Below are 26,125 nucleotides of genomic sequence, written 5' to 3' on the forward strand. Positions count from 1 at the left end.
GTCGTCGCGGCCAGGTTGTTTTCCGCGCGCCAAAACAGTCCGGGCGGCAAGTTCGACTTGCCGCCCGGGAGGCGGAGAGAACCTTCAGAAGCCCTTTCGGACCGACACGCCGAAGATGCGCGGATCGAGCAGGAACGCGCTCCGGAAGCTGCCCACGAGGTTCGAATTAGTCTCGAGGAACGTGATGCTGTCCTCGTCGAGCGCGTTCTTCACAAAGGCCGTGATTGCAAGATCCATAGCCTCGTTGGCGATCTGGAGCGACGCATCGAGTTGCTTCCAGCTTCCAACGCGATCAGCACCGGTATTGAACTCGCGGCTGAAGAAACCGCTTTGCGAGTAAAAGTCGACCCGCGGTCGAACCGACCAATCGCCTCTTACATTCGCCGTGTACTCCGCCGCCAGCTTGAGGGTGCGCTTGGGCGCGTTTGGCAGCGAATTGCCCTGGATCTGGAAGAACGCTGCACCACGCGATGGGTCGGATGACAGGAACGAGCTGCGAATCTCCGTGTCGAGGAGACCCAGCGCGCCTTCGAATACGAGGCCCGGGACCGGCTCGGCATTGGCTTCAAGTTCGAACCCCTGCACCCGCGACGAGGGGATGTTCACGTTTGTCGCAAGAATGCCGACGATGTTACCGACGATGAGGTTCTTGTAATCGTAGCGAAACACGGCGGCGTTTAGCGTGACCCGATTGTCCATGAACTTGTTCTTCGACCCGAGTTCGTAGGCATCGATGAATTCCGACTCGAACGTCGGGACCGCGACGTTGCCGGGGTTGAACCCACCCGATTTGAAGCCGCGCGAATAGGTAAGATAGACGTTGTTTGCGGAGGTCGGCTGCCATTGGACGCTACCGCGCCCCGTCCAGGCGTCGAACGACGCCTTCCCGTTGAAGAAGGGCGGGAGCGCAAAGTTGCCATTGGCGGTGCTGATGGACTTGTCGTCCTTGGTGTAGCGCGCACCCGCCAGGATGCTGAGTGTGTCGGACAGGTCGAAATAGGCCTCCCCGAACACCGCCTTCGATTTGACGCTGGAATCGCGGGTTGTAGCTAGGGCAATGGCCCCAAACGTGCGATTTGCCGGCGTGTATGTATCCACAAACCCACTACCGTTAGCTTCTAGGTAATAGCCTCCGATGAGGAAGTTGAATGGACCCCGGAAATCAGAAGCGAGGCGCAGTTCCTGGCTCACTTGGTCGCGCTCGCCCCCGCCGTACTGCGCGGTGCGATAGTCGGTCGAGCTGATCACGTTACCCGGACCGATCAGGTAGGTAAGAACGCCGTTGCCCTGGCCGTTGTTGGGCGTCGCGGCGGTAACGTTGAATGCGTTAGGCCGGGTGCCCTGATCGAAATCGCGCTGCGAACTGTTGCTGCCGTCGCGAAACCCCGTGACCGACGTCAGTCGCAGCGAATCTCCGATGTCCTGATTGATTTCAAACGTCGCCAGCAGATCCTCGACCTTCTGGATCGGGGCGATATCAATGCGCACCTCGCGCAGGTTAGCTGGATTCTCGCTGAAGGTGTCAGGCCGGACGACCCCTGGCAGTAACCCGAGATCAATCGGAAAGTTTGTCGAGGGGAAGTCGGTTGCGACGGTGTCCGGTGAGCATCCGAACGTCGGGTGGGGGGTGCACAGGGTCTTGACCGCATTGGCGCGGTTGCTGTCTTCGTGGAAATAGGTGACCACGAAGTCGACCGTGGTGCCTTCGCCGGTGTCGAGCCCGGCGCTTCCGCGAAGGGTGTATTGGTCTCGCCCGTCAATCCGGCTGCCGTCGAACAGGTTCTTGGTGTAGCCGTCGCGCTTGACGTAATTGCCGGCAATCCGGAACCCAAAGCCTGGCGCGACCGGGATGTTGATCGCCCCTTCGAGCCGCTTGCCGTCATAGCTTTCGTACTGGGCGCTAACGTAGCCCTCGAAATCGTCGGTTGGCTTCTTGGTCACGAGGTTGATCAGGCCGCCGGTCGTGTTGCGGCCAAACAGTGTGCCTTGGGGGCCGCGGAGGACTTCGATGCGCTCAAGGTCGAAGAACTCACCGAAGGTGCTGCCCTGCTGGAGGAAGACGCCGTTGATCAGCACGCCGATGTTGGTGTCGTTGGTGCCGCCAAATGATTGCGAGCCCACGCCACGTATTGTGAGGTTCCGGTTGGCCGACAGCGTGACGTTGGGAGCGTTGAACTGGAGGTCGAGCGCGTCTTCGATCTTCGCTGCCTCGAGGTCATCCGAAGTGAGCGCGGTGATCGCGATCGGCACTTCCTGGACATTTTCTTCGCGCAACTGGGCGGTCACCACGATGACGTTGTCGGCTTCAGCGTCCTGGCCGTCGGATGATGAAGCGTCGTCCTGAGCAAACGCGGGCGACGCGGCCAGCGCAAACGAGAGCGCGATCGATGATGTGGCGGCCCGAAAAGTCGTGATAGTCATGTGGTGTCTCCTCCCTGAGGGACCATATAGCCATATTGTATAAATCGTCAACAGCGTGTGCGTCGTTGCCGTCCATATGCCTCTTGTAGGCATACCGGCGAGCGCCTTAGTGGCAGAGGCGTCAGTAAGAAGGCGCGATGAGGAGGTCGCACATGACAAGAGCCCCGGCCCGACTCGATGGCGCGGAATGGAGTGCGGTAGTTGAGCAGACGACTGCCGGCGACGTCGTCTGGCGTCATCTTGGCGAGAGCACGAGCAACCCGCCCTCTGGCCCGCTCGAGCGCTGGCTGGCGAATGCGACCTTCTCGCTCGATAGCGAGGTCGGCCTACCGCTCTTGCCGACGCGAGGCCTGGGCTGGTTCGGCCCGGCCGCGCTGGAGTTGCGCCGGCTGGACGGCACGGGCCTACCGGTCGCCTTCAGCGAAAGCTCGTTTGACCATTGCGGCAACCGTTTGAGGATCGAGCTTGGCGATCCGGTCTCTCACCTGTGGGCGTCAGTCGAGCTCGTATCGCTCCCGGGCGGAGCGTTGAACTTTTCAGCCGCGATTGAAAATCGCGGGGTTGAGGCAGTTGTTGTGGAACGGCTCCCGAGCGCGGTTTTCCCATTGCCCGCATACTCGAGTGAGCTGCGTTCGTGGCGCGGGGTTCATGCGGCCGAACTCGCGGAATGCCGCGAGGCCATGCCCGCACACTCATGGTTGCGCGAAACGCGTCGGGGGATTGGCGGCCATGGCGGCCCGCCCGGCTTCTACTGCCTGGCCGAGGGCGCGACCCGCGACACGGGTATCGTGTTCGCGTTGCAGCTCGCCTGGTCGGGCAACACGCGGCTGGCAATCGAACGAAACGACCAGGGCGGCTGGATTGCGAGCGCCGAGGCGTGTTTCGAGGCGGGTGAAGTCGTCTTAGAGGCGGGCTCGCGCTATACTTCGCCGGCCGCGTATCTGGCGATCTCCGCGTTGGGGACGAACGGCGCCATGACTCAGCACCACGCGGCTGTGCGCGCCAGCGTGCGTTGGCCGGGAGGCGCGATGCAGCCCCGCCCAGTGCATCTCAACACCTGGGAGGCATGCTACTTCGCGCATGACGAGGCCAGGATTGGCGCCCTCGCCGAGACTGCCGCGGACATGGGCGTGGAGCGCTTCGTGCTCGACGACGGCTGGTTCAAAGGCCGCCGCGACGATCGCCGCGCGCTGGGCGATTGGACTCCCGATCCGGTAATCTATCCCAACGGGCTCGGACCGCTGGCACGAAAAGTCGAGGCTCTCGGCATGCAATTCGGCTTGTGGGTGGAACCGGAAATGGTCAATCCCGATAGCGACTTGTATCGGGCGCACCCAGATTGGGTGCTTGCGCTGCCAGATCGGGATCGACCCACCGCCCGGCATCAGTTGGTGCTCGATATGCGCCGGCCCGATGTCCGCGATTACCTGTTCGCATCGCTTGATCGCCTTCTGCGCGACGCACCGATCGGCTACCTGAAGTGGGATCATAACCGCGATCTTGCTCCCCCGGGTGGAGCGACCCAGGTGGCGGGCACGTACGACCTCATATCACGGTTGCGCACGTCCCATCCTTCGGTGGAGATCGAAAGCTGCGCCGGCGGCGGAGGACGGTCTGACGCGGGCATCGCCGCCTACACTCACCGCTTCTGGACCAGCGACAATCTGGATGCCGTGGCACGGGTGAGCATCCAGCGTGGGTTCGCAGCGTTCTTGCCGCAGGAATTGATGGGAGCCCACATCGGCGCCGCCCCGGCCCACGCGACCGGACGAAGCCAGTCGCTGAATTTTCGGGCGGCGATCGCCAGCATGGGTCACTTCGGGATCGAGCTCGATCCGACGCTTTTGGCCGAGGGCGATAAGGCTAGATTGTCTGAGTGGATCAGCTTCTACAAGGCGTGGCGCTCCCTCATACATTGTGGGCAAGTGCACTTGGGAGAGGGGGAAGGGATCGTATGGCAGGCTCACCACGGGGGTGATCGTTGCCTCTTGTATGCGATCCGCACCTCCATTTCCGAGATGCGCCGCTCGCCGCCGCTGCCTTTGCCCTGCGTTCGCGGTGGGGAATGGAATGTCCGGCTTCTCAAGCTTGCCGGTCCCAGTCGCTGGCTCGGCGCTGAACCTTGGGGGATTCGCGACGGTCAAAGCGTCCGGATTGAAGGCGATTGGTTGGCAAAGGTAGGATTGCCCTTGCCTCCGTTGGCAGGAGAGTCAGTCGCTATCTTCCTTCTGGAGCGACCTTAAGGCTGATCACGATTTCTAACCGGTCGATCGTCTTTATTATGACGGCAAACTGCTGCTTATTGTTTGAAAGCTGCCTCGCCGCTTACGGCCCATCAGCAGACGTCTGTGTGGGTCCTACTACCGTCTTCGACTTGCTCGAAAAGGCTCTTAAGATCGGGCCGCTTTCGCAGACCCTATCCCGTGGAGGCCCCCGCTGTGGGTCCCTCCCGATTCACCCGGCAGAAGAGGACTCGCCTTTTACCACCCAACTAGTTGGCATTAATTATAAATTGCACAGCAAATTTTAATGAGGCCCCGATAGTAGCGCCAAGGTTGTGCAAGTGAATAGGATGCGAGTCCCAATCGCAGATATCAACCTCCGTTTCGCTCTTCGATTGTGAGTCATGCGTACTTAGGCAGCCCTCTCCCCCTCGGAGTGGAACCGTGCTGGTATCTTCGCCTTGCGGATCACGTCTGCGATGTGACTAGTCAAGCCGACCTCGCCGATCAGCTCGAGGCCGTGATCGGGCTGGAGTTCGGCGATCAATCTCCGCAGCTGGTCGAGGCCGTTCGACACTTCGAACGGCCTCCAGTGCCGCGCCCCGCCGGGAACGAGCACGCCCGCCGTGCTGACGGTGGCGCCGCGGTGCAATTGTACAACCCACGCCCGCTCGCCGTCATGCACCCATTCGAGCCGGATCGCGCCCAGCTCGGACGCGGCGGCATGGAGCCTCCTCACGTCCTCGATTACCGCCGCCGGAAGCAGCTGAGCCTTAGCGGTGCCCTGCATGAAGGCGTCGCCTGCGCCGGCTACCCCTTCGGTGGCGATCTCGCCCGACTGAAGCACGATAGAAGCGCCCGAATAGTGCGGGACGACGCTCGCCTGGCTGACGATCGACGCGATCGCCTCATGCTCGGGATCCTCTGCCGCCATGATCTGGAAGGGATCGGTCCAGCCGCGCGTGGTCGTGAATTTGCCCGGCATCTGCTCGGTCGGCGCGGTCCGGAACCAGACCTCGGCAGAGCCCGTCCGCTGGCCGAAGCTGAACGGCGCGACGCGTCGGTTAACGACGGCGGTGCGGGGGACCGGAAGGCCTATATGGTGCGCTACGAGGAGGCCGAACACCTTGTCGCCGATCATGCGGCTGAAGCGGTTCGGCCATTGGATCGGCGGCGGCAGTCCGAGCCCCTCATGCTCGGCGATCTCCCAACCGAGCGTATGCGTATGCCGCCAGCCGCGCGGCTTAGGGTGGATGCTGAATTCGAGGCGGGTGTTTTCGGGTACGGCGAGGTCGGGCTCGAAGCCGTAGACTGTGACGAGTAGGCGCGAGCCCCAGCCGAGCGGGAGCGAGGCCGTGCCGGGCTTCTCGACAGCGCGCGGCGTGTCGTCGGGTGCGAACTCAATGAGATTGCCGAGGATCACGCCCGATACGCCGCCATCGTGGATGTCGACCGTCTCGTTCACGATCGTATGAAGGCCCTCGCGAGTCAGGCGGAGAACGGCCGAGCTCACCTCGTCAACGCTTTTGAGGCCGTAGATGAACTCGCGGCTGAGCGGGCTTTCTGGAGTGAAGCTGCGGACGTTGACAGAGCCGTCGGCGCTGCGAGCGAGCAAGATTTCCGCGCTCTCCCGCACGCCGGAAAAGCCGCGATTGGGCTCTTCGCCGAGGACCCGTGAGAAGGCCTGCTTCGGCTTCCCGCGGTGCGGCTCATAACTGACGAATTGGGCAACATTTATCAGCTCGGCAAGACGGTCCAGCGATGCGTCCTTGCGCGGCACGCCTCCGCCGGGAACGTAGACGATGGCTGGCAGCGTCGCTTCGAGACGTTGCGCCGTCGTGCGCAGTGTCTCCGCAAGATAGGCGGGCACCGGATCGAGCGCCTCGACTTCCGCCAGCGCTCGGCGGATCGCGGCAATACCGTCGCGCGCGACCACGGGCGTGCCGTCGATCCGCGCGGTCGGCACCCCCTCGAGGTGGGCGCGGCAGAATTCCGACGCGCAGCCCGCGCTGAACTCCCAACCCTCCATCAGCAGGATGCGGCTGGCATGATCGGTGATGAACCGCTCCCAGAGCTCGAGATAGTCGGTCTGCGACCAGTGGCTGACGAACAAGGTGGCTGGCTCGATCACCGGCTCGGCATGGCGGGTGCGCAGCAACTCGGCGGCGAGCTTCAGCGCCTCCTCGTTGGGCGCAATAACTTGCTCGCGGAGGGCGGCGCGATACTCTTCCGAATCCGCCGCGAGCGCATGCCCGCCGCCGCGCCACCAGTCGATGAAGCGGCGGCCGGTGGTGATCGGGCCGGAGAGATAAGCGACGCGGGTGGAGCCGAAGGCCGAGCGCCAGATCTGGCGGATAGCGGCGAGGGGCTGGGGGGGAAAGTCAGGCATCCACATTCAGCTTGAGCTGCTCCTTGAGCTGTTCGAGCAATTTATCGTGCTGGGGGGCGCCATTCTTGTAAGCTGCGAACAGATCGTCGATCCCCTTGGTTTGATGCGTCTCGTGCCAGAGTTTCCAAAGCCCATCAAACTCGATTGGCGGGAAGTCGCTCCAATCTAACTCTCCGTCCTTCACCTTCACCCGCTTGAGGTATGACGCGACGGTCGCAGGTGCGCGCTCCGGCTCTGCGAGCCTCTCAGCGACTGCCTCTTCACTCGCGCCCTTCCCGCCGACATCTTGGACGGCAGCCTTGATGTCCGAGTAGCCATAAAACACAGATCTATCGACGAGCTCGCTTAGAACTGTGCTGTCGTCTCGAAGCCCAATCTCCTTCCTCAAAATCGCCTCTCGCCGCTTCTTGTCCGGCAGGCCGAGAAGATAATGCTGGTCGATGCGCCCCTTGCGCTGGATGGCGGGATCGATCCGGTCCTTGTAGTTAGTGGCGATGATGAAGATCGATCGCGCGAGCTTGTGCAGGTCGTTGATTTTGGTGAGCATCCCAGGCGTCAGGAATTGGAATAAAGTGTCCTGTTTATCATAGCGCGCGCTGTCCCGATCGAGGAGGAAGGCGTCGATTTCGTCGAACAGGATGACGGTGTCGAACTGCGCTTCGAGTGTTTGGAAGATGGCCTTGGCGCGCGCCTCCACGTAAGCGCCGCCGCGGCCGAGAAAGTCGCTCACAGTGACGGTGATCATGCGCATGCCCAGCGCTTTGGCGATATTCTCCCCGACCGTGCTCTTGCCGGTGCCCGGCGGCCCGTAAAGCAGCATCGAGGAGACCTTGTCCTCTTGGTTCTCAGCCCAGGGCACGATGAAGGATTTCCTGATCTTGTCGTAGACTTGGTCTTCCTTCGAGGAACCAAGTTGTGGTTCGAAATCCCTTTCGATCTCGGCCCATTTCTTGACGGGGTCATCCGAGCGGCGACCGGCGGAGCGATTCACCTTCAGGCCAGAAAGCTCCAGCGTCTGTCCGGCCACCGAGCGCTGGAGCAAGTCGCGATAGCCGAGCATGAACTCGACGACCTGGCTTGTGTCCCAAAGCTGGATCAGGCCTGGGTTGTTCACATGCTCGGAGTGCCAGCCCAAAAGCTTGTGGTAGTTGCCCTTCCCGGCTTCCGGCTGAGAGCCATCGCCTGCCGCTTCCGCCAGCGTCTGCGCCGTCACGACTTTCGGCTCTAGCTCGAATGCCACTGACCGGGCGAGCAGCCACTGCCAGAAGCGACGCAGCATGCCGACGGCGCGACGGCTGAACTCCTGAAAATCGCTGTTCTCGTCGAAGGCCGCGATCGATCGCATCACGGAAACGGCGCCTTCGACGCTGATCGGAAGCATCGTCATGCCTTGCGGGGTGGCGTAAAGAGGGCGATTTGGCCGCCAGTGTGCGCTTTCGTCCTGCCTCGCCTCGAGAACATCGAGAACGCGAGCCATCAGCCGCTCGTCCACCGATCGCCGGGAAACGATCAGCAAGCCCTCAAGGCAAAAAATGAGCTCAGCCGGATCGAACCGGCTGTCGGGTATGTCGCTGTACGAAAGCTGCTCATGCAGGGTCGACTCGAAGAAACGCCGGTAGTTCGCCTTGAAGCTCGGTTGTACTTCAAAAATGCCTTCGCATGTCTGATCCTGAACGTCACTCGAGCTGGTCAGGTTCTTCTTGTAAGCGTCGGACTCGGCAACCATGCGAGCGATGCGCAGCGGCACAAATGCGTTGCGCAGATACTTTGGCGGCTTCGTGCCCTTTGCCTCTGCCTCATCCGTAGGCTTCGTGCCCTCTGCATCCAGCGCGTCGGTAGGCTTTGTATAGTAAAAGGGTAACGTCGGCAGCAAGGAGCTGTCACCATTTGGATCGACACTCACCAACTTGGTGATTGCCACGGATGCCGAACCTAGGATCTTGGACGCGCTCGTACAGATGTCGTTGCCGACTTGCCCTCCTCGAAGCTCGCTGACGTGGCTCGCGGTGATCGGGTCATTCCGGCCGAACGACCCGGAGATGAGGGCCATCTTATCGGCAACATCTTGCTCCAGCCGGTTCAGGCCCGCGTTCAGCGCCGCTCCGAGATGCCGTCTGAACTCCGGCTTCAGCCGGGCAAGCTTCACTGCCCGAAGACGGGAGTCTCCGGTTATCTTCGAAAGGACGGCGGCGATCATGCCCTGCGTACCATGCGACAATTTCGGACTCTCCGGCACGACCGGCTTCTCGTCCCGGGAAATGTCGTACGCCCATGTTCCGTCGTCTGCCTGCGCGTAGAGGAACACATTCGCTGCGCGCTCGATCATCCCTTCAAGCTCGCGGATGTCGGCCACATCACGATGGTAGTCGCTGGCCAGATAGTCTTCGAGGGTTGCGCTGGCGGGGCTGGGGCTGAGGCTGCTGGTCATGATTTCCGTCGTTCAGGGTTGATCCTTGGCCTAACCGTAGCGGACGGTCTTTGACAACCGGCGCCCTAGTCCCGTCTCGCTTTTGAAAGATTATTCGCCGCAGTCGGCGGCAGAGCCGCTTCGCCACGCCGCTGAACAAGGCTGCTGGAATTGGGCAACATTCGCCGCAACTATCTGGCGAAGGCCCCGCGGGGTCCCTTCCAGTTCACTCAGCGGAAGAGTACTCGCTATGGCGGGCTGCCAGCCGCTCGGCGCAAATGTCCGGCAGGGGTCATCGCTGGACAGGGCGCGAGATTAGGCGTGACGGCAGCCGCCATGTGGATCGACCCCAGACGCCCCTTAGAAGGTGGTGATGCCTGCGAGTGTCATCCGCCATCGCGACATCAGGGCACCCACCGATGCTCCCGGCGCTGCGTAAATCGAATCCAGCGTTGCGATGTAGTAGTGCGTTGCCAAGCGCCGCGCGCCAGGTTGGAAATTGCCAGCGCGAGCAATGGCAAATGTGCCGGTCGAATAAAGTCCGCGATAGGTGGTGTTGCGAATTCCCCAGCGGGAGTTGGTAGACACTTCGAAAATACGACACTCGCCAATGCCCTGCGGCGCCGTGATTAAGGCAAGGTCGAACATCCGTGCTAGAGTTTGGCGCGTTTCGTCGAGCACGCCGTCCCCCGTCTTGTCCTTGCACTCGATGGCAGCAATTGGGAGTCCGTGCGGATAGCCACCACCGTTGAACCGAAGCCGCTCAGCGATTTCCGCCGGGATTACCGAGACATCGCACTCGTGCCGCGCATTGCTGCGTCCCATCCATTGCAGGCTACCGTGGATCTCGAGCCGGGTGCCATGCAGATTGTGCTCGAGATGGACGAAACAGGGACCGGACGGATTGCTCGGGCGCAATTGGCTCGGACCTCCCGGCAAGTCAAAAGGCTGGCCAGCGGGGAGCGGTGAGCCGTCGCCGCGTCGCAACTCGACCGTCCAGTGACCGGTCCGTCTCGCTTCCATGGCAATCTTCACAAGCAGCCACGCTTCGAGCGCTTTACCATCGCCATTGGGCACGGCGGTCGGTCCGTGCGCCGCGCGAAACGCGCGCAGCATGTTGCGCAATTCGGTCTCGGCGGTGGAGTTGAGCGCCATCAGACGATCGCCCCGGGTGTTGCGATCCGGGCCAACAGTTGGTCGAGCTTGTCGGCAACATCGCTCTGGCCAATTTCGTCGCGGCCGAGCGGAGAATTGGGATTGTCGTCGCGGGCCGTCGCCAGCCGGTCGGTGCCTTCGACGGGGTCGACGAACCGGATGCGGACCGGTTTGCCCTTCCCAAGTTCACCCAGCAGACGCTCCGCTTCGGCAAGCGCCCTTGCCGGTGCGACGAGTCGGCGATGCAGGATTTGCATGGCTGCCGGGAGCTGATCCTCGGGCGAGATCGGATCTCGCGCATCGTAATCGGCTTTCTCGGTATCGAGCGCCTCTTCATCGAGTTGGCGTGAGTCTCGTCCCTGGCTGATTTCGACCATGAGGTCGCCGGCAAGGACGCTGAATCCTTCCTCGTTGAGGATGCGGATGATTGTCATGACATCTTCGTTGACGGCCATAATGTCTCCTGCCGACGTTTTGACAGGAGTAGTACCATTTGGCGAGATCGCGCTGAAGGCGACGCCGCGAACGCTTCAGTCGCGTTTGATTGCGAACAACGGGTTTGGTCTTGCGTTTCTCAAGGGATGGCAGTCGATCGGGGTCCGGACTGGTTCGCCGTGGCCATCGACTGGCTGGCCGCGTGTTCAGCTTTTGAATTTCCTTGCTTCCTAAGGCGCGCACTTGGCGCACCGCTTGATGTTCCAGTTCGCAGGTAAATCAGCATTGTGGCGGATCCAGGACTCGATCTCTCGAATTTCACCTGCGCAAACTTTGAAGTAGTCAGTGCTAGTCCAAGGTTTTTCGCCGTTCTTGTTTGGCGAAATCGTGCAACAGCCAACCTTATGTAGGCAAATATGGCCTAGGAAATAGTCGCGCTCATTGCCCGCCACAGGGTTTGGCATGTTGCAGATGTAACCGCTCGGATTACGGTTTCGCCAGCTGATAAAGCCAGCATCATCCTTCTTGAATAGGGTGGCCAAACGTCGTTTCCCTCACAGCTGAAATTAAAAGGTCCGCTGATCTGTTGCTGAATTAGTGAAATTTACGGAAAGGACCTGCTGGTTTCCACTAGGCGAATTTCTTAGGCTAAGAGGAGCAATTGACCGCTGCAGCCAGAAGATGCTGCATTTGCTGATGGCTTCAGGCAAATTTGCCGCCTTGCCTGCCGAGCGCCAGCCTTCGATGCAGCACTCGATGACAGTTTGCGCAAAGGCATTTGAGATCAGAAAGCTTGGTCTCGTGAGCGCCCTCCATTTCCGAGACCTGGATCGCAGCATGATGAACCTCAATGCAGGCATCACCAGTCTCATCTCCAAATGATACCTTTGGCTGGAATCCGCAGCTCTCGCATTTGAGCTCGCCGTGGAGTGCCTTGAATTCCTCGCGTTTGGCCTTGGCAAGTCCAGCCTTGCGTTCTCGACGCAAGTGACGAACCATACGCGGATTGCCTTCGATCCAGACCCTTTCCTCGTCCGAAGCGGGAACTGCATTGTCACTCAGGCCGGTATTGGCGTTTGGCTGCGGCGGTCGGACAGCTTCCGGGCGCTTGGCAACGATCCAGAGATTGCAGTCTTCGAGGATGTCAAAGCACGGCGTGCCCCATCCGGCACTGAAATGTCCGGGCATTGCCTCAATTTCCAGTGCCTCTTCGAGGGCCAGACCAAACACTTTCTTTGGGGCAAAGGCTCTACCGTCAGGCGTGAGGACATCATAGTCGGTGGAATCAGCAAAGTTTGTTGCCTCGTCGCCTGTCGTCAAACGGTGCAGAGCTTTCTCGATGTGCTCAGGCTTCACCTTGCGCAGCTCGGAGGACGGCAGGCGTTGGACAATGGCAGTCGTCTTATTCGTGATCGAAGTTGCAGCGTCTGATGCAAGCGGCTTGGCTCGCAACAGTCCCAGAAGCTCGCTGCCGGCTAGGTCTGTCTCGATCCTGAGCCTCTTGTTGGCGTTACCCTGACCCTTCGGCATTCCGGGTGTTCGACCGAAAGCCTTCATGCGCCGCCTGACGAGCGTTCGCAGCTCTCCGATGCTTATTTTCCCGATGGCCTCCGTGTCTGCGAGGAGGCGCTCTGATTCAGGTCGGAGACGAGCAGGTTCGCTGTCCAGATATATCGAATGAACCTTGGCTACGTAGGGTGCCAGCCGGTCAAGAATGGCGGTGAGCGCGATGTCATACTGCGGGTTTCGTGCCGGCGCTGTCTTGCTCGCCCCACTGCGACTATGAAGGACGATTGATCCGATTTCGATTGTGATACGAGCCTCGATCAGGCCGTCATCGTCTGATTGCAGGAAATAGTCCAACTTGCCCCCCTGATTGACCGAGACCGGTGCTGTGAGGTCTCAAGAGTCACGGTAATTACGCTTCGAAAAACTCGCTGGATGATTTCAACCAGTCGGCCACCCTCGTCACCATCTCTTCAGCGCCCAATGTCTTGAGTGAGCATTCCCAGACGATTCCCGTGCGCCAGCCAGCCGTACTTAGTTCATTTCTGTTCCTGACATCTCTCTCGACATTTGCATCGAACTTCTGCTGCCAGAACTCGGTTCTCGTTGCCGGTGTCGTCGCAAATCGACAGCCTTCGTGGCGATGCCAGAAGCAACCATTCACGAAGATGACTGCCCTGTACTGCGAAAAGACGAGATCCGGGCTCCCCGGCAGATCCCTGCGATGAAGTCGATATCTGTAGCCGGCCGCATGAAGTGCATGGCGCAAAGCTAGTTCCGGCCTGGTATTCCTTCCGCGAATCCCAGCCATCATTCGCGATCGGGTTTCGGGATCAACGATATCTGCCAATTCTGACCCTGGTGCTCCTCGGGCAACCTGGTATCAGGAAGCGCTCGAGGAGAATCATTGTCGCGATGGGCCGTACTTACAAGACCATAGACCTATTTGCTGGCCCCGGTGGTCTCGCCGAAGGGTTCTCGAGTGTCAGAAATTCGTCGGGCGCGCGTGTATTTCCGATCGCGCTTTCCGTCGAAAAGGAACCCTCGGCGTTTTCCACGCTGAGGCTTCGCTCGTTTGTGCGGCAATTCGACAGGGCGCCTCGGGAATACCACTACTATGTCTCGGGTCGCATTTCCAAGCAGGAGATGATCGACACGCATCCGGCCGAATGGGTGAAGGCACAGCAGGAGACCGCAATGCTGGAGCTGGGCAAGCCCGAAGCTGATGCGGAACTGACGACCCGTCTTTCGGATCTCGTTGCCGAAGGCGCTGCGCAAACCGTCGTCATTGGAGGTCCGCCGTGTCAGGCCTATTCGCTGGTCGGACGCGCCCGGAACAAGGGTATCGAGGGCTATGACCCAGCCGAGGATCATCGTCACTTTCTCTATCGAGAATACATCAGCATTCTGCGGAAGCTCAAGCCTGCGGCCTTCGTGATGGAAAATGTCAAGGGAATGGCCTCCGCCAAGGTCGGCGGACAACGCATAGTCGACCTCATCCTCGAGGATCTGAGAGCCGCAGGCGGCACGAAAGACAGCTACCTTCTCATTCCGATCGTAGTCGACGCGCGCGGAGTCCTGCCCGGGTTTCTGATAAGGAGCGAGGACTTCGGTATTCCGCAAGCCAGGCATCGAGTCATCCTTGTAGGTCTGCGCAAGGACATCGCCGACCGACTGCCGCCGGGCACATTGGACGACGCTTTTCTGCAACTGACTGAGCCATCTGCTACCGTGGAAGACGTTCTGAAAGGGATGCCCGAGTTGCGCAGCGGACTTAGCCGCGGTGAGGATTCTGATGCTGCATGGATAGCCGCGGTATCGAAAGGTTTCAGAAAGGCTGCGACGTCGTGTCGGAGTGACGAGCCATGGCTTTCTTCGGTGGCCAAACGCTTATCCAGTGCCGCCAAGGAGATCAGGAACCGGGGAGAAGCCCTGCCAAGAAGTTCGACCCGCCCGAGCTCGGTTAGGAGCAACTGTCTGGGAGACTGGATTTCGGATCCTGATCTCGACTTCCTGCCGAACCACGAGAGTCGAGGGCACATGGAAGCCGATCTCGCGAGATATGCATTCGCGGCGGCCTTTGCGGAAATCCACGAGCGGTCACCCAAGGCGAGCGAGTTTCCGCGCGATCTGGCGCCCGACCATCAGAACTGGGATTCCGGGAAATTCGCCGATCGTTTCCGGGTCCAGGTCTGGGGCCGCCCTTCGACAACCGTAACGAGCCACATCTCGAAGGATGGCCACTACTTCATCCATCCTGATCTCACGCAGTGCAGAAGCCTGACAGTGCGGGAGGCCGCACGGCTGCAGACGTTTCCTGATAACTACTTCTTCGAAGGCAATCGAACCCAGCAGTTCGTCCAGGTCGGTAACGCGGTCCCCCCCCTGCTTGCGAGACAGATAGCGCTTGTCGTCGCGCGATTACTCGGAACCGACATCGATCAGCATAGAATGCGGTGACATTATGTTACCTTGTTCGGAGTAAGTCGTTGACTTGGATGTCCTGTTTCAGGAGCTTGTCGAAACGGACTGCGAAGGGGACGCATGAGTTCTGAACAGATAAGGTCGATGGCGAAGGCGCTTCGCCGCCACCGTGCGGAGCACGCTTCGCTGGAGGCGGCGCGCGATGCCTTCCGTGCCGAGACCGAGGAAAATCTCGGTGAGGCACTTTCCGATCTGCAGATCCAGCGGCTGGAGGAAGCGTACCAGCTTGTCCGCCAGGAGGAGGAGGAGCAGGTCGAGATCCTGCGCCGGAGTTCGATGTTCGATCCGAAGCCGGAATGGTACGCCGGGCCCACTTCGACCGATCGACACTGGCCGGCGCTTTCCGCCTATCTCGTCAACGCGAAGGGATGGAGCGAAGGAACTGTCCTGAAGACGATCGGCGACAGTTCGACGGAGATCGTCTCCCTGCTCGGCGACCCGAGCCAGGAGAAGTTCGCGTGTCGGGGGCTCGTGATCGGCCATGTCCAGTCAGGCAAGACCGCGAACATGACTGCGGTGATCGCCAAGTCCCTCGACGCTGGCTACAACACGATCATCGTTCTTGCGGGCCTGACCAACAAGCTACGGCAGCAAACCCAGCGCAGGCTTGAGGCCGACGTGGCGGATCGCCACCGCACGCTCTGGCAGATGCTCACGACAGGTGACGACGCTGGCGACTTCAGGGGGCTCGCCAACCGGGCCTTCTTCGTTCCCGCGGCGCCGTCGGTCCAGATGGCGATCGTCAAGAAGAACGTGGCGCCGCTGAAGCGTCTCATCGAGACGGTCGAGCGCACACCGCTTTCAGTGCTTCGCCAAATGAGGATCTTGATCATCGACGACGAAGCCGATCAGGCCAGCGTTAATTCGGCCTCGAACGAGCTCAACATGACGCGGATAAATGAGCTCGTGCGCAAACTGCTGCATGTGCTGCCGGCAAATTCCTATGTGGGGTACACTGCGACGCCCTTCGCCAATGTCTTTATCAGCCCTCACGACCGGCACGGCAATCTCGACGATCTATATCCCAAGGACTTCATTACGGCGCTGGAACGACCCGACGGATATTTCGGGACGGAACAGCTGTTCGGCGTAGAGCCTGTCGATCCTTCAAACCCCTCACAGGGCGAGGAGGGTCTAGACGTGATACGCACCGTACCGGACGAGGAGATTGCCCTGCTCCAGCCGCGGCGCCGGGACGAAAAGGACGCGTTCCAGCCGCTTCTCGTTTCCACACTCGAGAAATCGGTGCTGTACTTTCTCGCGTGCTGTGCGGCACGGCGCGTCAGGGGTCAGGCCGGACAACACATGTCCATGCTCGTGCACACCTCGAGCTTCGTGATCATGCACGAGAAGCTTGCCGGCCTGATCGAGGCCTGGCTCAAGAAGAATCGCACCGGTATCCTCACGCCGGGTAGCGAAATCAGCGAGCGCATGAAGACGGTCTGGGAGGAGGAAGCCGGCCGTCTTCCAGACGGCATCACCCTGGAGGAACCGGTCAGCTTCGACGAGCTGACACAGAAGCTCGATGAGGTTCTCAACGTCCTCGAGGTGCCGATAGAGAACGGTGTAAGCGAGGATCGCATCGACTACGCCGGCGCACCCAAGACATACATCGTTGTTGGCGGATCGGTGCTTGCGCGGGGTCTGACGCTCGAAGGCCTGATGGTCAGCTACTTCCTGCGCAGCTCGAGCCAGTATGACACATTGCTGCAGATGGGGCGGTGGTTCGGTTACCGGAAGGGATACGAGGACCTGCCGCGCATCTGGATGACAGCGGCTCTCGAGGAATCATTCCGAGCGCTGGCCTCGATCGAGCAGGAAATCCGCGAGGATGTGGCGCAGTATTCCGAGCGCGGCGTATCGCCGATGGAATTTGCCGTGCGTGTCCGTTCGATCCCGGGAATGGCGATCACGGCGGCCGCAAAGATGCGGCACGCGATCGAGTGCGACATCAGCTATTCGGGTCAGCACATCCAGACCATCCAGTTCGCCGAGCTGGACCAGGCCATCACGTCGAGGAACTGGCAGGCCGCAGCCGATCTGCTCGCGACGGCAACTAGCGTCGGCTGCCGGTCGCCCCGTGACGACCGGATCCTGTTCGAGGAGGTGCCGAAGAACCTCATCATGCAGTTCCTTCGCAAGTTCCATGTCGAGACTTCACGTAACGACATGAAGACGGAATTCCTCAGGGGCTACATCAACCGGGAGGACGAGGACCTCGAGACTTGGAATGTCGGGGTCATCACGTCAGGCGGCGCGCACCGTTCGGAAAGGGAGCTGGGACCGCTTGGTGCGGTCCCCATGGTCAACCGCTCGAAGCTGAAGCCGAAGGCAGAAGGTCCCGCCAACATCAAGGCGCTCATGTCGCGTCAGGATGTGATGCTCGACTGTCCCGATGCCGAATTCAGGCGAGACACCAAGTGGACGGAACTCAAGAACCTGAGGCGGGCCCGGATCGGGGACCGACCGCTTCTTCTTCTCTACCCGATCGACCGGTATTCCGAACCGCGCACCGGTTCAAGGGAGCGCGTGCCTCTCGACGCTGTCGGCGACCAAGTGGGTCTGGGAATCGTCTTCCCGGGCTCGACCACCGGTTCTGGCGGATACTATCATGTCGACCTCAATCCGGAGGACACCGAGCAGCTCGACGACCTTGAAGCCGAGATCAGCGAAATGGAGGCTGGGGGCCTTGTCTGATCGTCCTGCGGCCGAATGCTGGCGCCGGCTCAGGCAGGGCGGCCACGATTCGAACGGCGAGGATGTTCCCAGCCTGCTCTCCGGGATCGATGCCGATGCGGGGCCGGTGCGATTTGCCCTGGGCCGGCATGGTGAGGGCCGCCTGCTTGTGCCGTTGAGTACGTCAGAGAGGGTGCCGGCGATCGCGGAGACACCCACGCTGAGGATCGTCGACGAGCACTACTCGTTCGGCCGGACATCGTGGCGCTTTCTCGACCTGACTTGCCTAGTGCCGGAGCTCGACCGCGTGTTCGGAGAGGTTGCCGACGAAATCGTCTCGCGGATTTCGGCAGGTCACGGCGCACTCCGTGCCTGCACAAGCACGCTCGACGAATTCAGGATGCTGCTGGTGCCGAAGGGCGCATCGGTTCCGGCCGAGCGACTTGTCGGACTGATCGGCGAGCTCCTGCTTCTCGACGAACTGCTCGACATCGAGCCGTCCGCCATCGAACTCTGGCGCGGTCCCCTTGGCGACCGTCACGACTTTCGCGGCGGCGCGCTGGCAGCAGAAGTGAAGACCACCAGCCGGACTGCCAACCAGACCCTTCACGTGACGTCGATCGATCAGCTCCTCGAGCCGGCGGGCGGCGAACTGCGGCTGGTCCGATACACGCTGGAAGAAGCAGCAGGCGGGGAACTCTCGCTTGGAGCGCTCTTCAACCGGGTCTCGACGAAGTCCGGCAACCCCCTCCGGATACGCGACCTGCTGGCCCGGGTCGACTGCCCGGACCCGCTCGCCGAGGAATGGAATGCGTCGAGCTTCCAGCTTGAAAGCAGACAAGGCTATCGCATCGACGCGTCATTTCCCCGGTTGATTGCCAACTCGCTTTCCGCAGGCGCGCTTCCGTCCGGAGTCTCGAAAGTGCGATACGACGTCGACCTCGCGGCAGCCGAGCACGCCCGCCTCACGCCGGTCGAACACCGGGAATTTTTCGGGAGGATGATCGCGTGCCTTCGAGCTTGAGCCTTCATTCTGAACCCTACAGCCCCTCCGGCAACATGGCCGCGACCGGTGTCCGGAAACTGCTCGGAGCGCCGCGACTGGACCTCCTGCAGACAGTAGTGCGCGAAGCCGTCCAGAACTGCTGTGACGCTGCCAAGATGGGTGCCGGTCCGCGGGTACTCTTTAGGCTCAGGCGGCTAACCGCGGACCAGCTTGCTGTCCTTAGGAATGTCGTCCTCGCGGACCTCCCGCGTCACGAGGAGACGGCTGCACCGGTCCGCACATTTCTCGCAAGCAGCGAGCCGTGGGTGCTGGAAATCTGCGACTTTGCCACGACGGGACTCGAGGGTCCGACCCGAGCTGACCTTTCGGTCGCCGAAGGCGAGCGCACCGACTTCATAAACTTCATGCGGGACATCGGGACCGCCCGCGATACGGTTCTTGGCGGCGGGACCTACGGTTTCGGCAAGTCGGCTCTCTACCTTGCGAGCAACTGCAGCCTGATACTGGTCGACACCGAGACCCGCTGCGGCGGGCAGCCAATCCGGCGCGTCATCGGCGCGCAGCTGGGTGACGCCCACGAAGCCACGGTCGACGGTGTCGAGAGACGTTTCACAGGGCGACACTGGTGGGGTGTCACCGAGGGCCGCGAGGGCTTTGCCGACCCGCTCGAGGGGCAGGACGCCGAAGCGTTGTCGAGCGATCTAGGCCTGCCCGGACGCACGCGGGGCGCGACCGGGACCTCGATCATGATCGTCGATCCGCAGTTCGTCGATGGCAACATCGGCAACGTCATCGGTGCCATCAAGGAGGCACTGTTGTGGAACTTCTGGCCGCGCATGATGGCCGATGTCCCCGTAAGCAGGAAACTCGACGTGACAATCGAACTGGATGGCGAAATCCAGCCGATCCCTGCACCGGAGTCCGTTCCGCCGCTCGACCTTTTCTGCGATGCCATGTCGGGCATCCGGAATGGCGGAGCGGGGGTGCGCAAGGTCGAGAGCCAGAGGCCGGCTGCCGATCTGGGTCGTCTCAACATCGTCAAGGGCTTCCGAGGAGAGCGGATTCCGCTCCGGACCGACGGAGAGAGCCTCTTCCCGGCAACGAGCCGCCACATCGCTGTCATGCGGCCCGTGGAGCTGGTCGTGCGCTATTTTGACGACGGCGAGCCCCTACCGCAGCAGGATTTCGAATGGGCGGGCGTGTTCGTCTCGTCCTCCGCGCCGGAGATCGAGAAGGCCTTCGCCGACGCAGAACCTCCGGCCCATGACGACTGGCAGCCCGACATGCTGCCTTCGCGAAGCTGGGCGCGCACCTATGTCCGAGTGGCACTAAGCCGGATCAGGGACGCAGCCCAGGCGGTAGCTGGCGGAAGGGCAGAAGAGCGCGGCGGTCAGGTGGCGGCACCGTCGCTAGGGCAGGTCGCCGACCTGTTCGGTCGGGCGCTTGGTTCGGCGAACCGGCAGGGCGCGGGTCCTCGAGGTGGTGGATCCGGACCGGGCGGTGGAGGCCGGCGCGCATGGGCCATAAGCCGGCCCGTTTTCGAAAAGCTCGACGAGGCGTCCGGCGCGGCATTCGCCCTGTTCCGGTCGGATGTGCGAAACGACGATCGCAGCTCGCTGCTGTTGGAGCTTCAGCCTTCGGTCGTGGTCGATGGCGGAGGATCTGCCGGGGACAGCGGCAGCGATGAACCACCTAGGATTCTCGCGGTATGGTCCGAGGCGGGAATGATTCCAGAACAGCACGGTCAATACAACCTGGGTGAATACGCGGGCCGATTGCAGATCGCGGTCGGGCTTCCCGGTGACGGTGCGGTGACGCTCAAGGCGCGTGTGACACCAGGAGACGATGCATGAAGCATGTCGCCTTCCCCTTCCTGACCATCGATGACGGCATGGTGGATGCAACCGCGTGGAGCCTGCTCGACGAGGCCGGGAATGCGCAGGCGATGTGCGAATACCTTCCCGGCTGGGACTATGCGCGCGATCTGCGAGTCAGCAGGATGATCGGACTTTCCGATGAGCTCGACGAGGAGACGCTGGGACTTCTGTCGGGCAAGGCCGAATTCTCGGTGATCGTCCGTCTCGGAACCGGCCCCGGTTCGCTGCCCCGACGATCGTGGACAATCGCGCGCGAGAATGTTGGTCCGGGCGACAGGATCATCATCGATCAGCACGTGTCAGGCCGGCAGCTTTCGCAGCGCCTGCGGCTCGAGACGACGATCATCCTGACCGGCGCGGAGGGTCGAGGCTCGCGATTTGCCCCACGGCGACCGGGATCTGTCCTGTGGCGCGACGAGCATGATCTGATGCTCGAAGGAAGCTCGCCGCGATTCCCCATGGAGATCGTCAGCTTTCGCGAGCGTTTCGCCGGACGACCGGAAGCTGGCGCTCTCTGGCACCTGCACTGGCGACCCGGCAATCTCCATCGCGACTTCGGCGGTTCGGTCCGCCTGTTCCTCAACCATGACCGGCAGGATTTCATCGACCGGTTCACGGGGTCTGACCCGCAGACGCTGCAATGCACCCTTGCGGACGTGATCACGCAGGTCCTGTCCCGCGCGCTGCTCGACGAGGACCTCGAGGATGCTCTCGCCGATTGCGAGGAAACGTCGGTGGCCGGGCACATTGCCGTGTGGTTCGATCTGGCCTTTCCTGGGGAGGGCCTGACTTCGATCCGGACCCTTCATCTTTCGTCACCAGGCCATTTCCATGCGGCAATCTTGGCGATGGCGGACACACAGGTTTTCGGAGGGGACCGATGACAGGTGTCAGTCTTTTCCCGCGCCTCGATCCGCTTGCGGTCGAGCAATGCCTGACGAGGATCGACGAACTGATCGCCGACAGCAGTCGGCCGCTGATCGATGACCGGCTCCCCGTCGGAACGGGCTGGACTGCCATCGGTGGCGCACAGATCGCCCTGATGGTACTCGGGGAACTCAGGACGCTGCTTGTGGAAGCTGCTCGCAGCTGCGGCTTTCCGGAGCGCGGCTCGGTCTCCGATCGGGCACGGTTCGACGCACTGGTTACGGCGAAATTGGCAGACTTTCCTCAGCTGGAGAGCGGCGAGGCTGACCGGGATGATGTCTGGGCATTCCTGACTACTGTTCTGGCACCTGATGTCGTCGCGTGGCGGTTCGTGAACCGCTCTCCTGATCGGTTCATGGGAGGTGTCAGGAATGCCTTCCAGCGGCTGTGGATGCGAGCCCATGCGCTGGATCGGGGAGCGGAGGCAGGCGAGGATCGCTGGCACCTCGTCGAACAGCTCACCGAGGATGCATTGGTCCAGATCACCGAGCGACCCTCGGTCGGTGCGGATCAGCGCCTTTCCCGAGCCATTGCCGAGGCGTGGATCCGGACCGCAGCAAGCATCGGGGCGACGCGGATGGAAGAGGTGATGCGCAAGGCGATCATCGACCTCCGCATCCGCAACGAAATCCAGATGCTTTCTGCACTCGCGGACGAGCTGCTGCTCGCACATGTCGAACAGATCTTCGCTCGTGCTGCCGGGCTCGAGCAAGGGGACGATGCGCCGCCCACGCCAATCTCCCTAACCAAAATCGAGATCCCTGAATCTTCGCCCCGAGGTCCGGCCAGTCTTTCGATAGGAACGGGAATCGGGAGCGAAACCGTTTCCAAGACCGGGGAGCTCGTCATCCAGCATGCAATCCTCGAGCTCATGTTGGATGGAGAGGAATGGTCCAACGGTAAGCTTAAGGCGCGGCTGGCGCACCTTCTCCCGCTGACGGATGCCGACAGAGGAGTCGGCGCGCGCCCTGCCGAGGAGCTGTGGGAGAACAGGGTCAACAACGCGCTGGGCCGAGCAAGGGCGAGCTCGCTCTACGCGAAGGGCCTTGTCGAGAGCTGCGGTCACGGACTCCACCGAATCACGGCCATAGGACGGGCCCATGTTCTTGAAGATGCCGATCTTGATCGGATTCAGGAAATGCCGGGCGGCGAAGCGGAAGCCGATCGCCCAGCAACGGGCGCGTAGTCGGGTTCGTGGCGCGGAAGCCTTCCGAGGCCCAACTGGCGGCATGGGAAGCTCTGCTGTTGCGGCATCTCGAATTCTACAAGGCGCTGCATGAGGGTCGCAGGCCGGCCCGGACGCCTGCCCAAATGAACTTCGTCGAGGTGACGAGCGGCCTTCGCGAAGCGCAGACGCTCCACGAGAAGGCCTACCTCCAACATCTTAGGATGGAGGGCGCGCCCGTGAGGTGCGAGTATTTTGCGCTGCCGCGCCGCCTTAAGTCGGATCCGAAGAACGCGCAGGAAAACATGGCCCGCTGGCGGCCTTGGCATGACTGACAGATAACCCCAGTCGTCTTGAGGGACCGTTGGCCCAGTCGGGGGCGTGACCGTTTTGGGGCGAGGTGCCCCGCTTGATGCCCCGCCCACGTAGTGCATCTCGCACTTGAATAAACAGGATTTCGCGCTTAGCTCGCCTCTGCGGATCCTTCCGCATTCCTGCCATTGACAGGCATTGCTACTTGGTAACCGGACCTCGATGCCGGCTACCGACCGGGTCACTCCGGGGTCGCGATGCATCGGTGCCGGTACCTCGCATGAGGTAACCGATGGAAGTTCTGACTCTACGCAACGGTCACTCCTGGGGAGGGTCCCAACGGGGTCCTTACCCCTCCGAAGCCCGGCCCTCCTCTACTCTGAGCCTTGGCGAATTTGCCTTCTTCCAGCGGCGAAGCGCGGACCGAATGTTGTCGGAGCTGATATGGCGCGGCTGGGAGGCATACTGTTTTGCATTGACCCTGATCGCGCCTGCGTCCTCTCTCCCTGACCGCCGCGCTCCTGATATAGCGGGATTGATGATTGCCTGGGATCGTCTCTGCACCGGCTACCGAAGGCACAAGCTCGAGAAGCAATTCGATCTCTTTCTACCTCATGACGAGAATGAGATCGCTCGCTGGTCGGCGTTCGTCGAGCACCAGTGTTTTCGCCCGATCTTGGGTAACCCGCATCTGACCCGCTGCCTGATGTGGGCCACCCACATGCTGAAAGGGTCGCTCGAGCAACAGGCGAACGGTCAAGCCGGCATCACATCGTTTCTGGAGGGGGTAGCTGCAGCCTGCGGCGACACTGTCCCGTTCAGTCCAGAGCTCCAAATCAACCCCAACTAAGGATAATTATGACTACCGTAGCAACATTACTGGGCGAACGCTTCGAGTTTGCCCTTACCTACGCCAATCAGGCGCACCGTCATCAACCACGCAAGGCGACAGGCATACCCTACATTTCGCACCTGCTCGGGGTCGCATCGATCGCGCTCGAACTGGGTGCCGACGAAGATCAGGCGATTGCAGCACTGCTCCACGATGCTGTGGAAGATCAGGGCGGTACGGCACGCCTCCGGGACATCGAGACCAAATTTGGGAAACCGGTTGCTTCGATCGTGGCGGATTGCACCGATGGCGAGTTGGGCGGAGATCGGTCGGACCCGGACCTGTGGTGGGCACGCAAGGAGGCATATCTGGCAAAGCTCGCACACAAGCCGCAGCGTTCTCTGCTGGTGTGTCTGGCGGACAAGACCCACAACGCGCGCTCAATTCACGACGATCTCGCGGTGGTCGGACCAACCGTGTTCGAACGCTTCAACGGGGGTCGGAAGGGGACCCTGTGGTACTACCACACCCTTGCCGCGACGTTGTGCGATCTGATGCCCGGGCCTGGTTCGAAGCGGCTGCACACGGTCGTCAGCGAAATACACCGGCTGGCAGCAACGACCCCCTGACGGGGGGCACCGACGGGGGCCACACCCCCGTCGACGGGGTCGTTTTGGCAGTCTTTCAACAAGGTAGCGGATCGCTGCGCGTCCCCAAGAAGGACCGACGCAGTTTTCGGTACATTCCAGATCGTATCAATCACATGATGATCGACCATGCTGCAGGGTTCGCGAGTGCCCGTTGCGGCGGGTCATTTGGCGAAAGACAGGCCGGGCGAAATCGAGCCATCGGTCCCGAGATTATCTGACGATCGCGCGCCGATAGCCTGCCGCTTGTGCCTGCGCTTCGCTGCAGAATATCTCTTCCGCGCGGGTCGCTTCGTAATAGGGGAACCCCGGAAGATGGTAGATCCACTCGCCGCGTCGATTGCGGTTACCCTTGATCGCGCAGCGCCCCATCACCGCCGGCGCTTGGGCAACCGGTGACGCAAATCGCTGCGGGGCCTGTCGGGCCAGCGCCTTGTCTTGCTCTTGATGGCGGTAATCGCCGGGCAGCTGAAAAGTTGAATCCCAGATGCCAAGCCGATCGGCTTTCGCACGCGTTTCGTCCGCAATGTAATCCGAGGCATACTCGCGGAAGGCTGTTGCCCAGCCCGTCGCCACCATCGACCTGTTCAGCTCCGACGCGCCCACGTGGCAGACGGCGACACTGCGGCCGTAGCTGTCACGCCCGCGCGCTCGACAAGCAACAGTTTGCCCTTCAATCATCGATCGCAGTTTGCCGGCGGCCGCTTCGCCGCACGGCCATTCCTTGCCGTCGCGTTCGCACGTCTGCTTGCCCTCAGGAGCATCGATACCGAACAGGCGGACTTCAATGCCGCTAACCGTCAAGCTATCGCCATCGATGCCCTTGGCTTGGCCAGCGATCGTCTGCGCCTGCAGCGTCGCAGGGATCGCGCAAAGTGCTGCCAGAATTGCGACTCTGTGTCTCATGTGTCCACGCTACCCAACAGATTGATCGCGTACAAGAAAGCCCCCGCTGCCCAATGGCAGCGAGGGCTGACTCTAAGCTTCCGCGCTCACTCGCCCGCGGGCGCTGCCATTGCGACAGGCATGGGTGCTGACGCCTCAACGGATAGGGGCGCGGGCTTGTCGCTCGCCTGGACCGCAAGCTCCAGGTCCTCGTCGAGGAAAGCACTGACCTGTCCGCCATTCGGCAGGACCGCGCTTGTGCCGGTGACGAAGAACCCGGCGATCGGCACGAACGCGATCGCACCCACCACGGCTGCGGTGCCGGTCACGCCCTTGTCGTCGAACGTTCCGGCGAGGCGGATCTGGCGGCCATTGACGCGAGCCCACAGCGCCCGCGCGCCCAGGTGCCCGGACTTGCCCCACATGCCCTTGTTTCTCACGCTGGTGATCTCGCCCTCGGCAGGCGACCCGGCAGGGATAACAACCATGCCGTTGTATTCGACCGGCGAGGCCACTTCCATCCGGAAGCGCTGACCCACACGGGCCTTCTTCTCTTTGGTTGTGACCTCCTCGAGCATCCGCAGAGCAATAGGCGCCCCGGCCCGCAGGACCGCATTCGAAGGCGCGATCATGGCTACAGTTGAGGTAGTCGCCGACTGAGCTTCCGGCGCGGCAGAAGCGGGCGGATAGATTGTTCCGCTGCTAGTGATCGACTGCGCCGAAAGCGGCGCGCCAGCAATAAGCGCGGCAAGAGCCGCGAGCGAACGATAGTGCATAGA

The 26,125-nt window shown here is 61.6% G+C and carries 19 protein-coding genes; 10 read left to right on the forward strand and 9 right to left on the reverse strand.

Annotated features, from left to right (window positions below):
- Positions 1–84: 84 nt before the first annotated feature.
- Entirely contained in the window at positions 85–2,421 is a 2,337-nt protein-coding gene (locus tag ACWPM1_RS13435) for a TonB-dependent receptor (RefSeq protein WP_455695413.1), read from the reverse strand.
- A gap of 152 nt (positions 2,422–2,573) precedes the next feature.
- On the opposite strand from ACWPM1_RS13435, the gene ACWPM1_RS13440 reads away from it, so the two are divergent.
- Positions 2,574–4,664 carry an alpha-galactosidase gene (locus ACWPM1_RS13440; protein WP_455695414.1) on the forward strand — a complete coding sequence of 697 codons (2,091 nt, stop codon included), beginning with the start codon at positions 2,574–2,576 and terminating at the stop codon, positions 4,662–4,664.
- Positions 4,665–5,055: 391 nt separating this feature from the next.
- Here the strand turns inward: ACWPM1_RS13440 and ACWPM1_RS13445 are convergent, their stop codons facing one another.
- The 6 genes from ACWPM1_RS13445 to ACWPM1_RS13470 all read right to left on the reverse strand — a co-directional run bounded on the left by ACWPM1_RS13445 (position 5,056) and on the right by ACWPM1_RS13470 (position 13,385).
- On the reverse strand, positions 5,056–7,032 hold the full coding sequence (locus ACWPM1_RS13445) for a hypothetical protein (protein ID WP_455695415.1): 1,977 nt from the start codon (positions 7,030–7,032) through the stop codon (positions 5,056–5,058).
- Positions 7,025–9,460: an ATP-binding protein gene (locus ACWPM1_RS13450; RefSeq protein WP_455695416.1), complete on the reverse strand. Its 2,436-nt coding sequence runs from the start codon at positions 9,458–9,460 to the stop codon at positions 7,025–7,027. The genes ACWPM1_RS13445 and ACWPM1_RS13450 overlap by 8 nt, the downstream gene beginning before the upstream one ends.
- A 339-nt stretch (positions 9,461–9,799) precedes the next feature.
- Positions 9,800–10,594: a hypothetical protein gene (locus tag ACWPM1_RS13455; RefSeq protein WP_455695417.1), complete on the reverse strand. Its 795-nt coding sequence runs from the start codon at positions 10,592–10,594 to the stop codon at positions 9,800–9,802.
- On the reverse strand, positions 10,594–11,049 hold the full coding sequence (locus ACWPM1_RS13460; RefSeq protein WP_455695418.1) for a hypothetical protein: 456 nt from the start codon (positions 11,047–11,049) through the stop codon (positions 10,594–10,596). Before ACWPM1_RS13460 ends, ACWPM1_RS13455 begins: the two co-directional genes overlap by 1 nt.
- A 682-nt stretch (positions 11,050–11,731) precedes the next feature.
- The gene (locus ACWPM1_RS13465) at positions 11,732–12,892 is read right to left on the reverse strand and encodes an HNH endonuclease (protein ID WP_455695419.1); all 1,161 of its coding nucleotides are present in this window, start codon (positions 12,890–12,892) and stop codon (positions 11,732–11,734) included.
- A 55-nt stretch (positions 12,893–12,947) separates the two neighbouring features.
- Positions 12,948–13,385 carry a very short patch repair endonuclease gene (locus ACWPM1_RS13470; protein WP_455695420.1) on the reverse strand — a complete coding sequence of 146 codons (438 nt, stop codon included), beginning with the start codon at positions 13,383–13,385 and terminating at the stop codon, positions 12,948–12,950.
- A 65-nt stretch (positions 13,386–13,450) separates the two neighbouring features.
- Between ACWPM1_RS13470 and ACWPM1_RS13475 the strand changes: the two genes are divergently transcribed.
- The 9 genes from ACWPM1_RS13475 to ACWPM1_RS13515 all read left to right on the forward strand — a co-directional run bounded on the left by ACWPM1_RS13475 (position 13,451) and on the right by ACWPM1_RS13515 (position 24,443).
- Complete coding sequence (locus tag ACWPM1_RS13475) at positions 13,451–14,995, forward strand: DNA cytosine methyltransferase (RefSeq protein ID WP_455695421.1); 1,545 nt, start codon at positions 13,451–13,453, stop codon at positions 14,993–14,995.
- 108 nt (positions 14,996–15,103) lie between these two features.
- The gene (locus ACWPM1_RS13480) at positions 15,104–17,716 is read left to right on the forward strand and encodes a Z1 domain-containing protein (protein ID WP_455695422.1); all 2,613 of its coding nucleotides are present in this window, start codon (positions 15,104–15,106) and stop codon (positions 17,714–17,716) included.
- Positions 17,709–18,719: a PD-(D/E)XK motif protein gene (locus ACWPM1_RS13485; protein WP_455695423.1), complete on the forward strand. Its 1,011-nt coding sequence runs from the start codon at positions 17,709–17,711 to the stop codon at positions 18,717–18,719. Before ACWPM1_RS13480 ends, ACWPM1_RS13485 begins: the two co-directional genes overlap by 8 nt.
- A gap of 35 nt (positions 18,720–18,754) precedes the next feature.
- On the forward strand, positions 18,755–20,554 hold the full coding sequence (locus ACWPM1_RS13490) for a hypothetical protein (RefSeq protein WP_455695424.1): 1,800 nt from the start codon (positions 18,755–18,757) through the stop codon (positions 20,552–20,554).
- On the forward strand, positions 20,551–21,462 hold the full coding sequence (locus ACWPM1_RS13495; protein ID WP_455695425.1) for a hypothetical protein: 912 nt from the start codon (positions 20,551–20,553) through the stop codon (positions 21,460–21,462). The genes ACWPM1_RS13490 and ACWPM1_RS13495 overlap by 4 nt, the downstream gene beginning before the upstream one ends.
- On the forward strand, positions 21,459–22,691 hold the full coding sequence (locus ACWPM1_RS13500; RefSeq protein WP_455695426.1) for a DUF6339 family protein: 1,233 nt from the start codon (positions 21,459–21,461) through the stop codon (positions 22,689–22,691). The genes ACWPM1_RS13495 and ACWPM1_RS13500 overlap by 4 nt, the downstream gene beginning before the upstream one ends.
- A gap of 8 nt (positions 22,692–22,699) precedes the next feature.
- Positions 22,700–23,005 (forward strand): hypothetical protein, encoded by a 306-nt coding sequence (locus tag ACWPM1_RS13505; protein WP_455695427.1) that lies wholly within the window; start codon positions 22,700–22,702, stop codon positions 23,003–23,005.
- 407 nt (positions 23,006–23,412) lie between these two features.
- A complete protein-coding gene (locus tag ACWPM1_RS13510) occupies positions 23,413–23,832 on the forward strand; it encodes a hypothetical protein (RefSeq protein WP_455695428.1) in 420 nt (139 codons plus the stop codon).
- Between the two features lie 8 nt (positions 23,833–23,840).
- Positions 23,841–24,443 (forward strand): HD domain-containing protein, encoded by a 603-nt coding sequence (locus ACWPM1_RS13515; RefSeq protein ID WP_455695429.1) that lies wholly within the window; start codon positions 23,841–23,843, stop codon positions 24,441–24,443.
- A 231-nt stretch (positions 24,444–24,674) separates the two neighbouring features.
- Here the strand turns inward: ACWPM1_RS13515 and ACWPM1_RS13520 are convergent, their stop codons facing one another.
- Positions 24,675–25,367 carry a thermonuclease family protein gene (locus ACWPM1_RS13520; protein WP_455695430.1) on the reverse strand — a complete coding sequence of 231 codons (693 nt, stop codon included), beginning with the start codon at positions 25,365–25,367 and terminating at the stop codon, positions 24,675–24,677.
- 86 nt (positions 25,368–25,453) lie between these two features.
- A complete protein-coding gene (locus ACWPM1_RS13525) occupies positions 25,454–26,122 on the reverse strand; it encodes a hypothetical protein (RefSeq protein WP_455695431.1) in 669 nt (222 codons plus the stop codon).
- Positions 26,123–26,125: the final 3 nt, after the last annotated feature.

This window comes from Tsuneonella sp. HG249 (genome assembly GCF_053819205.1).